Origin of the sequence: Facklamia sp. P12955 (assembly GCF_050409565.1) — a bacterium.
Classification (GTDB): Bacteria; Bacillota; Bacilli; order Lactobacillales; family Aerococcaceae; genus Facklamia.
The window spans coordinates 1-15171 of sequence record NZ_JBNUPF010000023.1; the positions used below are offsets into that span (position 1 = coordinate 1).

Genomic DNA, 15171 nt, shown 5'->3' on the forward strand with positions numbered 1-15171 from the left:
AAAGACAACCCCTTTATTTGAGATTAACTCACAAAGGGTTTGTCTTCAGTCTGAAACATCGCAGCCAAGGCTTGCGATGTTTTTGTCTTTATCTTTTTTTATTCAGCACTTGTTTCTTCAGTACTCTCAGCGTCGCTATCCTTATCTTCATCTTCTAATTCAAAAGCTTTCGGATTCGATACAATTAACACGCCATTTACAACCATTGATTCAGCTGGTAAATCGTTCCACTGTCTCAATTGGTCAATACTTACTTCATACTTGTCTGCTAAAACTTCGAGTGTCTCGCCAGGAGCTACTTGATGGTAGTCTACCCATGGATTAGTGACAGCAATTTCTTCACCAATATAGACCACGTTGTCAAGTAAACCGTTCCATTCACGAAGCGCTTCAACCGAAACTTCGAATTGATTCGCTATACTTTCTAAGGAATCTTCTTCAGTCACCTTATAAATACTCGGTGCCTTTTCAGGATGGGAAAGGGTTAATTCTGTTCCTTGCTCAATTTCTTTACCTTCTTCTAATTCGCTCCATTCAATAATTTGAGCTTCTGTTACTGGGTAAACCTCTAATAAGTCTTGAATTCTTTCGTCTTCCATTAAAGTATGCTTAATTGGATAAATTTCTTCTAATGGGCGAGCTTGTTTAAAGACTGTAATCGCTTGGCTTGGATCCTTCAAGTAAAGAATATCTCCTACTTCAATCGCATCATTTAAGAGGCCGTTCCATTGGCGTAAATCATTTTCATTAATGTCATTAGCCTTTGCAATATCAGCCAATTTTTCCCCTTCAGTCACTTCATGAGTCGGCAAGTCAATACTTTCAGGATCTAGCGCCTTGGTTCTCGGATCAGTGAGTTTATCTTCATCTTTTTGTAAAGTTTTAGGTTTGCGAATATTCACTTCGCGCGGCTCCTTTTTAAGAGTCTTTGGTTTTTCATTATTAATACCTAGCCCATCGCTTTGTGGTTGAGAATCACTGGATGTATCTGGCGTGGTGGTTAATTGATTACCTGTTGAGTTATTAGAAGTTGTGTTAGTTTGACTTGGTACATAATTGGAGCCTGAGCTTGGTAAATAAATCACTTCACCAGGGTAGATCATGGTATCTGTTCGACCATTAAAAGCCATCAGTTGACGGCCAGTCATACCATAGGCTTGAGCAATAGTATCAAAGTTGTCCCCCGACACAACCGTGTAAGCATTGGATGAGTAAGACGGTTGATTTGGACGGTTGGGATTTGTAAGATCAGTTGATCCGTTAGATGTTACTGCTAGTTTATCTCCCGGATAGATTAAATCTGAAACTAAGCCGTTCCATGCCACTAACTGATTAACAGTCACACCATATCTTAAAGCAATGGTATAAAGGCTATCACCTTTATTAACAACATACGAACCTTGATTGTTGGATCCTTGATTAGCCCCCCCAGGTGTTACAGAAGTAGTTCCTCCATCAGCTACTGCTAATAAGTCCCCTACATCAATAAAGTCGGAGGACAGCCCGTTCATAGCCTTTAACTGACTAACTGTTAAGCCGTGGGCATTAGCAATTTTATAAAGACTGTCGCCTTTTTGAACCACATAAGTGGCTGGATCTTCTTTCACTACCGGTGGCTGACTTGGTTGATCTGTTGTATTTGAACCATTTAAAGCTAAACGATCACCTACATCTATATAGTTACCTGTGAGACCATTAAAAGATCGTAATTGATCGACGGATAAACCGAATTTATTTGCAATGGAATAGAGGGTATCCCCTTTTTTTACGACATAATAACCTGCCTCCTCTTGATTACTACTTTTGTCTCCTCCATCCATACTCACAATCAATTGAGCACCTATATCGATAGTTGTACTTGATAAGCCATTTAAAGCCATTAAGTCTTGTTCAGACAAACCATATTTACGAGCTATGCTATAAATCGTATCGCCTTTTTCGACCACATGGGTGGTATTGGCTGATGCTTGAGTCAAGCCCATTAAAGTGATAACAGACAAGCAAATAGCCGATTTATTGATCAGCTGTTGAATTGTTTTCTTCATCTATGAGAACCCCCTTTTTTAATAGTTTTGTTTAGTAACTATAGTATAACATGACCCAATAAGCAGGCAAAGTTATTCTAGCGGAAATCATTTTAGATTCATACTTTTGTCATTAATTATTAACACGACAGTAAGATTATCTATTCAATTTATTATTTTTTTATATGAATCCTTATGCTATATAAAATTTTATATAAGTGGCTATTTTGGTTCGCCTTTCTATTGAAATAAGAATTACTATATGGTATTTTCAACTTGTTTGATAAATATTTTTTGGTGGTGATATTCTTGTCGTTAAATTTTAAGATAAGTATTAAAGTTGCTCCGTGTCATCGTCATTATTTTGCATTTCTTCATCAAGCGCTAAGTAAAGCTCATTACCTCCCATCTCATTATTCAATTATCCCCATACTCTTATGCGACTTAAGTTCAGCCCATATCAATGTTAATACTCTAATCATTGATAGCAACGGAGATTTTTGGTACTCCAACCAATCCTTAGAACAAATTTCACACAATATACTCCAAGACCAACACCTCTTCATACCTTTTAATAGTTGTTTAGATAGCCTTCTTTGGCTCAATTTACGCTATTGCTCCTATTTTAATACACTCGAAGATCATACTAATCGACAAACGGTTATCAAATACGGCTTCTTCTACTATCAATTAAATACTGATCGTAACTTATCTTTTATCTATCCCTTATCCATTCGATACCAAGCTTTATCTTTTAATAGCAATCGCCCTCATAACCCTCCTTCTATCTACTCTTTTAATCGCTTTGTAGATTTCAGCCTATAAATAGGCATAAACTTTTTAGTTAGAAAATAAAAAAACTTGATTGTCGCTACTAAACGACAATCAAGTTTTTTAAAAGAGTCCAAAGAATCTTTTTTTCTTTTTTCTTATTGATTTTGAGTGTTTAGCTTCTAACTTATGAATGGGATCTCCGTTAAAGATATCCCGAGCATTTTGTAAGAAGTAGTCGACCTTTGCCTGACCAAAATCTTGTTCTAGTTGATTAAATGCAGCCTTCATATTAAATGGTCGAAAATCCACATGGTGGACGTCAGAAGCAATAACATGTGCTAAATTAAGTTCAAGCATTTCTCTTGCTGTTTTTTGAAATTTTTCACCATATAAGCCCACATAAGAAGAAGAAGTGATTTGTGATAAACATCCCATCTGAATTAAGTCATATAAATCCTCATAATTTTCAGCTAATTGATGATTTCTTTCTGGATGCGCAATTAAAGGTGTTATTCCCATATCAATTAACTGCAATAACATTTTAGGCGCAAATTCTGGGACTTTAACAGTTGGAAATTCAATCAAATAATATTTATCCGATCCATCTAGAGATAATAAATCACCATTATAATAATCTTCCATAAATTGCTTGGTTAAGCGTATTTCTTGACCGGGATACACTTTAACTTGTAGGCCAGCTCTTTCGTAATCAGCAGATAATTTGTCCGTAAATTTTATAACATCCTCTTTATGATTAATAAATTGACCATTACGATGGTGGGGGGTTAAAACAATATGTTGGACCCCTTCTTCTTGACCCATTTTAGCTAGGTGAATAGAATCTTCTAGCGTTTGCGCCCCATCGTCTACTCCGGGTATAAGATGTGAATGTAAATCAACAATCATTTTTATTACTCACCCTTGCTATCTTTTTCGGAATCATGACCGTAACCATAACCATAATATGAATAATAGCCTGATCCTTCTTCACGCGGAACACCATTCATAACATATCCTAAAATATTCGCATTGACATTATCTAAGATTTCTTTCGCTTGGCGTACTTCCTCACGACGAACATAGCCATAACGTAATACCATCAAAATACCATCCACACGTGTTGCTAAAATTTGTGGATCAGCCACAGCAGTAATAGGTGGCGTATCATAGATTATCAAATCAAAATATTGATTCAACTCATGCATAATGGATGTCATACGAGCTGAACCGAGTAATTCTGAAGGGTTCGGCGGAATAGGTCCACACGGCAATAAGTAAAGACCTGTTTCGGGATTATGTTGAACTACCTGATTAAATTTGACCTCAGGATTGGCAATTAAGGTTGACAGTCCTTCTTTATTATCGATTCTAAAAGTTCGATGAAGGGTTGGCTTACGCATATCCGCATCAACAATCAAAACCTTTTTCTCTGTTTGAGCCATAACAACCGCTAAGTTTGCTGAAACGGTCGACTTGCCTTCAGCCGGAATACAAGAAGAAATTAGTAAACTCTTAAGCTTCCGATCGACTTGAGCAAATTCAATATTCGTACGGATGGCACGGAATTGCTCCGCATTAATAGATTGAGGAGATGTATAAGTAATTAAAGAGGTTCCAAATTCTTGATCTTTTAATAATTTGCTTTCTTTTTTCTTTCGAGTATTAAACATGCTAAACCTTCTTTCTAGTCCGTTTTTGTGATTTACTACTTGCTATACGAGAACTTTTCATTTCTTTATTTGAAAGTTGATAAATATGTCCTAAATCATTCATTCCTAGACTTGCCATAAATTCATCATCTTTGACGGTTGTGTCAGAAATTTCGGATAATAAAATAATTAAGATGGCAATCGCCAGACCCATTAGGGCCCCAATAATTGAATAAATTGGCAAACTAGGAGAAACTCGGTTTGGGTTAAAAGAAGCTGGAGAAAGAATAAAAATGTTGGTATCTTCTCCCCCATAAATATCGCTGACTGTTTCTTCAAAAACTGTAATCACATTATAAAGAACATTTTGAGCAGCTTGAGGAGACTCAAGCTGAACGGAAACATAAAAAGCTTGTGAGTTTGGTGATTGTTCCACCGTAATAGCATCTTTTAAATCTCCTACCGAATAAGCCTTATTGGCATCATCGCTCACTCGATTAAGAACACTGTCACCCGTGATAATATCGCGGTAAGTATTAATCAACTGTGAGTTAGCTTGTAATTCACTGTATTGGATAGGCGATTGTCCCATTCGCTCTTCTGATTGATTCACTAAAAGCTGAGCCGTTGAGCGGTAATTAGGTGTTACAAATAAAATCATAAAAGCAATCGCCAAAATGATCCCTAAGAGAATTAAACTAAATATTTTAAAAGCATGCTTAGTAAATAATTTCCATAAATCTTTTAAGCTAATTTCTTCTTGTTGCATGTTAACCTCCGTATTGTGTGCTATCATTAGCAAATTTTATTATCTTTTCTTTCATAATTTTAGGCTGATGAACCGCCTCTTTCAAACTTTCGACAAATTCCAAAGTCTCTTGTAGTGGAATTGGTACAACTTTTCCAACAAATATTTGATCATTTAATTGATTTTCAACAAGTTCTGATCCGGTCAATAATTCTTCATAAAGCTTCTCACCTGGTCGAATACCTGACTCTCGAATACCGATTTCTTCAACTGTATGCCCGGAAAGGAGAATCATTTTCTTGGCTAAATCAAGAATTTTAACAGGTTCCCCCATGTCAAGGATAAAAACTTCACCATCTTGGGCAAAAGTTCCAGCAAAAACAACTAATTGGCTGGCTTCTGGAATAGTCATAAAATAGCGAATCATTCTAAAATCTGTAACTAACACAGGACCTCCAGCGGCTATTTGCTTTTTAAAAGCAGGAACAACACTGCCTCGACTGCCCAGTACATTTCCAAAACGAACTGCACAATAAAGGGATGCTGACTGCTTGTTCATGCCAGTGATAATTAACTCAGCTACTCGTTTAGTCGCTCCCATAATATTAGGGGGATTGACCGCTTTATCCGTAGATATCATTACCATTTTAGACACTCTAGCTTGATCGACAGCTCGTGCGACATTGTATGTGCCCAAAATATTATTTTTATAAGCTTCGACCGGGTTAGCTTCCATTAAAGGTACGTGTTTGTGAGCAGCCGCGTGATAGATAATATCAGGTTGATATTCTTTAAATATTTCTAATAGACGGTCATAGTCTTGGATATCCGCAATAACCGGAATATATTGAATCATACGTTCGTTATAAGTTTTAATCATTTCATGATAGATAAGATAGATAGAATTCTCCCCATGCCCTAATAAAATAACTTTTGCTGGATTATGTTTAGAAATTTGACGGGTTATTTCAGATCCGATAGACCCTCCTGCTCCCGTTATTAGAATGGTTTTCCCTTCTAATTCCTTTCTCATAGCAATTTCGTCTAGTTCGATTTCCTGACGGCCCAAAAGGTCTGAAATCTTAATTTCACGCATGGATTCTTTTGGTTGATGGATTCCTAATAAAACGTCTTCAACTTTTGGCATATTATAGACGCGCACACCTAATTCGTTACAATAACGAAGTATCTCTTCATATTTTTCTGGTTTCAGGGAAGGAATAGCAATGACAGCTTTTACGATATTGTACTGCTTAGTTAATTCCGTAAGTTGTTCTAAGCCCCCTACTACCTCGACGCCTCCTATGTTCATACCAATTTTAGAGTGGTCTTCATCTAGGATAGCAACCACTTTTTCGTTTCTTGGATGACGTTGGTAAGCATTCATAAAAAGTGATCCACCGTCTCCTGCTCCAATTAATACAATATTTTCTCTATTTTTGTTATCGATATTAGTGACTCTGTTTTTAGTGTGATAAATATATTGCCATAATATTCGTAAAGCACTGATTGCAACTCCTGCTAGACCTGCTACTATAATTAAATAGCGAAAAGAGAGCCATTTAAGCACTATAGATAAAATCAACCCAGAAACTAAATTGGCAAAAATAACAATTAAAAATAAAAGCGAAAAGTCGACCATAGTCGCATAGCGCTTTATACGTGAATCGACTTTAAAATGCTTAGAGACTGCATAATATAAACCAAAGGACAATAATAAATGTCCCACATAAAACTGCATTGGGACTTTGAATATACCTAAAAAAATGACTAAAGCAACAATTGTTGCTAGACAAAAAGCTAAAAGGTCACTGACTGCCCATATCAATCGTTTGTGGGCAAAAGGTAGGTTTTCTACCCATTGAACGAAACGAAGTGATAACATCTCTTGGTTTCTTAACATGCTTTCATTCCTCACTATAATCTATTAGCTATATAGAACATTATCTTTCTCTAGTACGTCCTAATTTTGATAGCCATATTATCTCTATCATTTTACCGATATTATTAGGCACTTTCAATGTGTTTAAGGACAAATTTCATTAAAACTATCTAATTATAGTCAGGAAAATAAAAAGAGCAAACAATTTAAGGTTAAAACCACCTTAAATCGTTTGCCTAATCAATTTATTTAATTGACTTACATCATACCCATACCTGGTTGGGCAGGCATTTCAGGTTCGTCTTTAGGAATTTCAGCTACGACAGCTTCAGTTGTTAATAATAAAGCTGCTACTGATGCAGCATTTTGTAAGGCTGAACGAGTTACCTTAGTTGGATCAACAATACCAGATTGAATCATATCTTCAAACTGATCCGTTGTTGCATTATAGCCTGTTCCTTCTTTTGAAGAAATAATTTTATTGACGATCACTGAGCCTTCACGACCTGCATTTTCAGCAATTTGACGAACAGGTTCTTCTAAAGCACGAACCACAATCTTCACCCCAGTTGCTTCATCATCAGTTTCTGTTTCTGTGGCAGCTACTTGATCTTTAATGATTAAGTAAGCTGCTCCTCCACCCGCTACGATTCCCTCTTCAACAGCAGCGCGAGTGGCATTTAATGCGTCTTCAATACGTAATTTAACTTCTTTTTGTTCGGTTTCAGTTGCTGCTCCGACTTTAATGACTGCTACACCACCAGCTAATTTGGCTAAACGTTCTTGTAATTTTTCTTTGTCATAGCTTGAAGTAGTTTCTTCTGCTTGGTGACGAATTAAAGCTACACGTTCTTTAATAGCTTCGGATGAACCAGCACCTTCAACAATCGTTGTGTCATCTTTAGTCACAGTCACTTTTCCAGCTGAACCTAAGTGGTCGATGGTTGCATCTTTTAATTCAAAGCCTAATTCTTCAGAAATTACAGTAGCTCCAGTAAGAATCGCAACATCTTCTAACATCGCTTTACGACGGTCTCCAAATCCTGGTGCTTTAACTGCAGCTACATTTAAAGTTCCGCGTAATTTATTTAAAACTAAAGTTGGTAAAGCTTCCCCTTCAACATCTTCAGCAATAATCAATAACGGACGGCCAGATTGCATTACTGCTTCTAATACTGGAAGCGCATCTTGAATGTTAGAAATCTTGCGGTCTGTAATTAAGATATATGGATTTTCTAAATCTGAAATCATTTTTTCATTATCGGTTACCATATATTGTGATAAGTAACCACGATCGAATTGCATACCTTCTACAACTGATAATTCAGTCTCAATGGTTTGAGAATCTTCAATAGTGATTACACCATCGTTGCCGACTTTTTCCATAGCATCAGCAATCAATTCGCCAACCTTTTGGTCTCCTGATGATACAGCTGCTACTTGTGCAATCGCTTCTTTAGAAGATACAGGTTGTGATAATTCTTCTAAAGCTGCTACAGCTGTCTTAGTTGCTTTATCAATTCCACGACGAATACCAACTGGGTTAGCACCTGCTGTAACGTTCTTCATTCCTTCACGTGCAATTGCTTGAGTTAAAACAGTGGCAGTCGTTGTTCCGTCTCCAGCTATATCATTGGTTTTTGAAGCTACTTCTTGCACTAATTGAGCACCCATATTTTCATAACGGTCTTCCAATTCTATTTCACGCGCAATGGTTACCCCGTCGTTTGTAATAAGTGGAGAACCGTAAGTCTTATCTAAGACAACGTTACGTCCCTTAGGGCCCATTGTTGTTTTAACCGTATCTGCTAATAAGTCTACCCCGCGCAATAAAGCTGCACGTGCGTCTTCTGAGAATTTCAATTCTTTTGCCATTTATACCGCTCCTTTATATCTTTTTCTATTGAGTTCTTTATTAAATATCTTTTATTCAATAATTGCTAAAGCTTCTTTTAATTCGATAATAATAAATTTTTCACCTTGGTCTTCAATCTCAGTCGCTGAATAAGATTTATAGATAACTTGATCACCAACTTTAATTCCGTCTTCTGATTCTATTTCAGGACCAACCGATACTACTTCACCAATTTGTTGTTTTTCTTGAGCAGAGCTAGGTAACACAAAGCCGCTTGCTGTTGTTTCTTCGACTTCCTTTGGTTTTAGAACAATACGTTTTGCTAAAGGTTTCAACATGAAAATCCCTCCAAATTTTATTATTTAGCACTCTGTTGATATAAGTGCTAATCACAATTAATATATTAGACCATCTTTGATTAAAAAGCAAGAAATAGATATAAAAATCTCATTATTTTTTCCTAAAACCATAAAAAAACTTCTCACTATAAATAGTAAGAAGTCCAATCATTTTCTATTCTCTTGCTAACTGATCAGCAATTTCTTCTTGGTTAATGAAATAAATCAAGGTCTGCAGTTCATTGGTTAAATCAACATTTTGTACGCGAACACTTTCAGGTACTTCAAAACGTAATGGGGTAAAGTTCAAAACTCCCTTTATACCAGCAGCTATTAATCGTTCCATTATTTCGTCTGCATATTCTTGAGGAACAGTTAAGATAGCCACATCGATTGCTTGGATTTCTAATTGCTCTTCTAACTCATCAATCGAATAGATAGGAATGCCCGAATGGACAGTTCCAATCAAATCAGGATTGACATCAAAACCGGCACCAATTCTGACATTATTAGATTTTCTAAAGTTATAGTTTAATAAGGCATTCCCTAATGATCCAACTCCGATCAAGGCAGTGGTTGTTAGACGATCTTGATTGAGTGTCTTCCCAAAAAACTGAAGCAAATATTCCACATCATAACCATAGCCTCTTTTCCCAAGGGCTCCAAAATAAGAAAAATCACGCCGAATGGTCGCACTGTCAACTTTAACAGCATCACTGAGTTCGGTTGATGAAATGCGCGTCTTACCAGCATTGTATAAGTATCGCAAATAACGATGATAAATTGGCAAACGCTTGGCCGTCGCTCGTGGGATTTCTTTCACCATTCTACTTCCTCCGTTCATCCTAACTTTCACTTGTTTGTGTGTTTTCTCACAATTTGATAAGTCTAGTATATCATCAAACGAAGATAATGCCAATCAGTAGAGAGTCTTTTTTTTTAAAAATTCACAAACTTTTTAAAAAGCCAGTTGAATCGAAACTAGTGAGAGTTTAATAAGCGTGCTATAATGGGAGTGATTGAACAAAGGGGGATGGCCCGTGATTTTACTACAAGCAAACAATATCAGTCGTCGTTTTGCCGATGTGACTTTATACGAAGACGTTAACTTTTCGATTCAAGAACGTGACCGAATTGCATTGGTCGGACGTAACGGAACGGGTAAGTCGACTCTAATTAAACAAATCATTGGTGATGAACCCATCAATGATGGTCAATTTAGTCGTGCTAAAAAGCTAAACATCGGTTACTTAGAACAACATATAGCAGTAGATTCTCTTTTAACTGTTTGGGATGAAATGCTGTCTCTTTTTTCTAAAAAATTAGTTATGAGAGACCAAGCCCAAGAAATTGCTGACAAACTAGCGAATCTAGCTGATCAAGGTGATACTCAATCTATTTTATATCAAGAGACCTTGGCCCAATATGATCAAATTCAAATGGAATTACAAGCAAAAAATGTCTATCAAATCGAATCTACTATTCGAACTGTTCTTCATGGGTTTGGTTTTTATCCGGAGGATTATGATCAACCTATTCAAAGTCTATCCGGAGGCCAAAAGACTCGTATCGCCTTAGCCAGACTCTTATTACAAGACTATGACTTATTAATTCTGGATGAGCCTACCAACCATTTAGACATGCAGACTTTAAGCTGGTTAGAAAAGTTTTTAACCACCTATCAAGGCGCACTTTTAATCGTTTCTCACGATCGCTATTTTTTAGATAAAGTCGCAACTCAAATCTATGAAATTCGCGACCACCATCTACATCATTATCAAGGTAATTATTCTTTTTATGTCCAAGAAAAAGCAGCTCGCATGGAACACGCTCAAAAACAATATCTCAAACAGCAAGCTGAGATTAATCGTTTAGAAGAATTTGTCCAAAAAAACATTGCCCGTGCTTCCACTACTAAAAGAGCCCAAAGCCGACGCAAACAGTTAGAAAAGATGGACCGCATTGAAGCACCTAAACAAGATGCTAAGGCTCCTCGTATTCAATTTTCAATTGCCAAAGAATCGGGTGAAAAAGTTATTCAGGCAGAAAATTTGAGTATTGGTTATTCTCCTACAGATGTTCTTTGTCAAAACATCAACCTTGACCTGACCAAGCAAAATGCTATCGCTATTGTTGGTCCTAATGGAATTGGTAAAACAACTCTTCTAAAAACTCTTTTAGGCTATCTTCCAGTTATCGATGGTACAATTAAGAAGGGAACCAATGTCCAAATTGGCTACTACGACCAAAACGTCAACCATCTGTCTGGCGACGTTACCGTACTCGAGACCCTTTGGCGTGCTCATGATACAACAGATGAGTGGAAAATCCGTTCCATTTTAGGCTCTTTTCTTTTTAGTGGAGAAACGGTGGAAAAGAAAGTCAGTCTGCTCAGTGGTGGTGAAAAAGCTCGTTTAGCCTTAGCTCTTTTAGCGGCTGATCACGATAATACCCTATTGTTGGATGAGCCAACCAACCACTTAGATATTGATTCGAAAGAAGTCTTAGAAGAAGCACTCATTAACTTTAACGGAACGCTGCTATTTGTTTCTCATGATCGTTACTTTATTAATCGGATTGCTACTCATGTTTTAGAAATAGCTGCTGACAAGAGCCAGCTTTATCTTGGCGATTATGATTACTATTTAGCTAAAAAAGAAGAAATTGAAGCCTTTGAAGCAGCTGAGGAAAATAAGAATGGACAAAAAGAAGAACTTATCTCTGCTGGTCAGCTGTCTTATGAAGAAAATAAAAAAATAAAAAGTGAACTAAGAAGACTACAGAAATTAGCAGACGAAGCTTGGACTGATAACGAAGCTCTTGAAGAAATGATCGAAAAAGATAAAGAAATGATGCTTGAAGCAGCAAATGCTAACGATCATCAAGCATTAATTGCTATTGATCAGAAAATAAAAGAAAAGCAAGAAACTAGTAATCAGTTAGTTACACAATGGGAAGAATACAGTCTGGCTATTGAAGACTATCTTGAAAAATACCCCGATTTAAAATAAATTTAAACACACACACTGAAAATTTCAGTGTGTGTGTTCTTTATAGAGTCATAGCTGGTCTGGCATTGGCTGCTAAATCCGTATATTCTTCCTTTAATAACTTTGGATAGGCAGCTGCTCCAATCATGGCTGCATTATCTCCGCATAATGCTAAAGGTGGAATTAAAAGTTCTACATTAGGGTAGTGAGCTTCGAACAGGCTTTGTATGCTTGCTCTCAATTCACTATTGGCGGCTACTCCGCCGGCTAAAACAAATTGCTTAATCTCTGGACGATTTTCCAAAGCCTTGCTAACTTTTCCCGTTAAAACATCCACACAGGCACGTTGAAAACTCGCTGCTAAATCAACTGGCTGGATGCTTTCTCCTCTTTGGTTAGCGTTGTGAACCAGGTTCATCACCGCACTCTTCATACCTGAAAATGAAAAATCTAAGTTATTCTCATTTAACATGGCACGAGGGATTGAATAAATTTCTGGGTTTCCTTCTTTAGCCATTTGATCAAGATACTTACCTGCTGGATAAGGTAAGTCTAGCAAGCGGCCTACCTTATCATAAGCCTCTCCTACCGCATCATCTTGCGTTTCACCAATGACTTGATAATTATTCGCCGACTTCATAACCACCAACTCAGTATGTCCACCACTGACAATTAAAGCCATTAATGGAAACTCTAAGTTTTTAATAAAGCGGCTGGCATAAATATGTCCAGCTAAATGGTTGACAGCAATTAAAGGCTTTTTATATAAATAGGACAATGTCTTAGCTGCAGTAACTCCAATTAATAGAGGGCCAACTAGCCCAGGACCTTGGGTCACTGCGATCGCATCTACCTGATCAATCGATTCTAGTTGGGCTTCTTCTAATGCTAACTTCAAAACTTGACTGATTTGTTCGACATGGTGACGACTAGCTACCTCAGGGACAACACCGCCAAATCGCATATGACTCTTTACCTGGGAGGCAACAATATTCGCTTTAATATGACAGCCATTTTCTATCAAGGCTACACTCGTCTCATCACAAGACGATTCAATGGCTAATATTAAATTTTCTTCTTGCATTGGCTATTCCTCCTACTCAAATGTTAACTGCATAACCCAGCCATCTTCAACCGGATCATGATAATAGTTAGGCCGTTCATCAATTATCTTAAATCCCACTGCTTGATATACGGCAATAGCCACCTGATTACTGACTCGAACTTCCAAGTTAACTTTTTCTACTTTATTTTCTTGAAATTGATCTAGAAGAGCTCTTAAAAAAGCTTTTCCCCTCCCTTTGCCTCTGTATAGAGGACCAACCCAAAAATAATGTATGTTTGCTTCTTCAAAAAGGACTTGTCCGCCACAACAAGCCACTAACTCTTGGGCGTCGGTCCAAATCCATAATCTAGCATAAGGACTCTGCCATTCTTGAATGGTGGCATCCGCTGACCAATTAAAACTTTGAGCAATGGCTAAGATTTGCTGAAGTAAAGCAGGTTCTTTATCTGCTTTTGCGATTTCTTTAAGCATCATTTCTTTATCTCCTTACAAATGACAGCGGAGAAAGAGAGCCGTTTCGCCATTATCTTCATAGTAGAAAGGTTTTTTGTTCTCAAGGACAAAGCCTTGTTGATAATAGATTTTTTGGGCATGCGTATTGCTTTCTCTTACTTCTAAAGTTACCGACTTTCTATCCAATTCACGACTGATTTGAAGCCAAATCTTTAATAAATAAGAACCCAAACCGTGTGATTGCCACTCAGGATCAATGACTAATTGGCTAATATGGGTATTATTAATTAAACACCTACCCGTAATCATTCCAATAATTTTTGACTTATCAGTTGCTAAGTCTTTTGCTTCAATAACTAAGTATAAAATCTGTGGATTTTTATGCCAATCCCTTTCAAAATCAGATAAATCCCAAGCAATATAACCTGCGTAACCTTTTTGCTCTAACTGCACTAAAGCTTGTAAGTCAGTCTTTTTGGCTAATCTTACTCTGCATTGGATGTTTTTTTGTTTTTTTTGCCTTATTAGCGCTAAAGAATCAATATAAGGGCTAATTTGAGTCATTGCTTTATGTCTTACTTTAGTTTCCTCTTTAAAAGGATTAAATACTCGTTTCATTAGTTTGCTCAACATAACTTTCATTCTTTTCTTGGATTTGATTAGTTTGTTTGGCTGCCCATTCTTGTTCTGCTAAAGTCAAATGTGCATAGAAAGGCTCAAAAATATCTACATCTTCAACATGCTTTCGTTCAATGTAAGGCACTTTACCAACCTTTGGCCAAGCATATTGACCTGTTACAAATCGATGCTGAATACTTTGCTGAGAAAGACTTTCTTTAACAAAATTAGTAAGATTATTTTCATGGGCACTCAGGAATATTAACTGCTTAAGGTCTGTCTCGTTAAATTGTGGCAAGAGTTTCTCTTGAATCCAATCTTGCCAGTCAACATGATCATCTTTAATTTTATTTTTCAATAAACCATCTTGCCAGTGATAGGCCGCTGTGTAGGCTGTCCCTCTTCGCGCATCCATAATAGGAATAATCCAAGATTTCCCACCATCATCGGCCACTTGACCTGCCATAATCGCTAGACTGGAAAAACTCTCTAAATGACTTTTTTTGGTGGAAGTCCAAACCTTCGCCATTGTTGCTCCAATCCTCAAGCCTGTATATGAACCAGGACCTCTCCCTAACCAAATTTGGTCAATGGTTTCCCTCTCCCACTTAACAGCAAGTAATAGCTGTTCCACCAAGGGTAGAAGAAAGGCCCCGTGTTGCTTGGAGACATTCGAATTGACTTCGATGATCAATTGATCCTCTTCAAAAAGAGCTAGAGATAAAACATCGGATGAGGTATCTAATGCTAAACTTCTCATCATGGTCTCCTTTC

At 37.1% G+C, this 15171-nt stretch carries 14 protein-coding genes; 2 read left to right on the forward strand and 12 right to left on the reverse strand.

All coding sequences use genetic code 11. The features are described from left to right. Window positions 1-98: 98 nt before the first annotated feature. Window positions 99-2045 (reverse strand): LysM peptidoglycan-binding domain-containing protein, encoded by a 1947-nt coding sequence (locus ACQV2G_RS07090; protein WP_428876467.1) that lies wholly within the window; start codon window positions 2043-2045, stop codon window positions 99-101. Between the two features lie 288 nt (window positions 2046-2333). On the opposite strand from ACQV2G_RS07090, the gene ACQV2G_RS07095 reads away from it, so the two are divergent. Beyond that, window positions 2334-2849 carry a hypothetical protein gene (locus tag ACQV2G_RS07095; RefSeq protein WP_428874012.1) on the forward strand — a complete coding sequence of 172 codons (516 nt, stop codon included), beginning with the start codon at window positions 2334-2336 and terminating at the stop codon, window positions 2847-2849. Window positions 2850-2918: 69 nt separating this feature from the next. Here the strand turns inward: ACQV2G_RS07095 and ACQV2G_RS07100 are convergent, their stop codons facing one another. From ACQV2G_RS07100 to ACQV2G_RS07130, 7 genes are all read right to left on the reverse strand, one after another. Continuing rightward, window positions 2919-3704 (reverse strand): tyrosine-protein phosphatase, encoded by a 786-nt coding sequence (locus ACQV2G_RS07100; protein ID WP_428876468.1) that lies wholly within the window; start codon window positions 3702-3704, stop codon window positions 2919-2921. Between the two features lie 5 nt (window positions 3705-3709). Further along, window positions 3710-4468, reverse strand: a complete 759-nt coding sequence (locus ACQV2G_RS07105) for a CpsD/CapB family tyrosine-protein kinase (RefSeq protein ID WP_428874009.1) — start codon at window positions 4466-4468, stop codon at window positions 3710-3712. A gap of 1 nt (window position 4469) precedes the next feature. Next, a complete protein-coding gene (locus ACQV2G_RS07110) occupies window positions 4470-5216 on the reverse strand; it encodes a YveK family protein (protein ID WP_428876469.1) in 747 nt (248 codons plus the stop codon). A gap of 1 nt (window position 5217) precedes the next feature. After that, complete coding sequence (locus ACQV2G_RS07115; protein ID WP_428876470.1) at window positions 5218-7098, reverse strand: polysaccharide biosynthesis protein; 1881 nt, start codon at window positions 7096-7098, stop codon at window positions 5218-5220. Between the two features lie 237 nt (window positions 7099-7335). Next, a complete protein-coding gene (gene groL / locus ACQV2G_RS07120) occupies window positions 7336-8952 on the reverse strand; it encodes a chaperonin GroEL (RefSeq protein WP_428875134.1) in 1617 nt (538 codons plus the stop codon). A 51-nt stretch (window positions 8953-9003) separates the two neighbouring features. Continuing rightward, the gene (locus tag ACQV2G_RS07125) at window positions 9004-9270 is read right to left on the reverse strand and encodes a co-chaperone GroES (protein ID WP_428874005.1); all 267 of its coding nucleotides are present in this window, start codon (window positions 9268-9270) and stop codon (window positions 9004-9006) included. Window positions 9271-9445: 175 nt separating this feature from the next. Next, the gene (locus tag ACQV2G_RS07130; RefSeq protein WP_428874003.1) at window positions 9446-10096 is read right to left on the reverse strand and encodes a redox-sensing transcriptional repressor Rex; all 651 of its coding nucleotides are present in this window, start codon (window positions 10094-10096) and stop codon (window positions 9446-9448) included. Window positions 10097-10310: 214 nt separating this feature from the next. Between ACQV2G_RS07130 and ACQV2G_RS07135 the strand changes: the two genes are divergently transcribed. Further along, entirely contained in the window at window positions 10311-12281 is a 1971-nt protein-coding gene (locus tag ACQV2G_RS07135; RefSeq protein WP_428876471.1) for an ABC-F family ATP-binding cassette domain-containing protein, read from the forward strand. A 40-nt stretch (window positions 12282-12321) separates the two neighbouring features. Here ACQV2G_RS07135 and tsaD read toward each other — a convergent pair whose 3' ends face one another. Genes tsaD through tsaB form a run of 4 tightly spaced genes read right to left on the reverse strand, consistent with a single transcriptional unit; the run spans window position 12322 to window position 15157 of the window. After that, complete coding sequence (gene tsaD / locus ACQV2G_RS07140) at window positions 12322-13344, reverse strand: tRNA (adenosine(37)-N6)-threonylcarbamoyltransferase complex transferase subunit TsaD (RefSeq protein ID WP_428875133.1); 1023 nt, start codon at window positions 13342-13344, stop codon at window positions 12322-12324. A gap of 12 nt (window positions 13345-13356) precedes the next feature. After that, window positions 13357-13800, reverse strand: coding sequence for a ribosomal protein S18-alanine N-acetyltransferase (rimI, locus tag ACQV2G_RS07145; protein WP_428876472.1), 444 nt, complete (start codon window positions 13798-13800; stop codon window positions 13357-13359). A gap of 12 nt (window positions 13801-13812) precedes the next feature. Continuing rightward, window positions 13813-14397 carry a GNAT family N-acetyltransferase gene (locus ACQV2G_RS07150; RefSeq protein WP_428876473.1) on the reverse strand — a complete coding sequence of 195 codons (585 nt, stop codon included), beginning with the start codon at window positions 14395-14397 and terminating at the stop codon, window positions 13813-13815. Next, window positions 14381-15157, reverse strand: a complete 777-nt coding sequence (tsaB, locus tag ACQV2G_RS07155) for a tRNA (adenosine(37)-N6)-threonylcarbamoyltransferase complex dimerization subunit type 1 TsaB (protein WP_428876474.1) — start codon at window positions 15155-15157, stop codon at window positions 14381-14383. Before tsaB ends, ACQV2G_RS07150 begins: the two co-directional genes overlap by 17 nt. Window positions 15158-15171 lie beyond the last annotated feature (14 nt).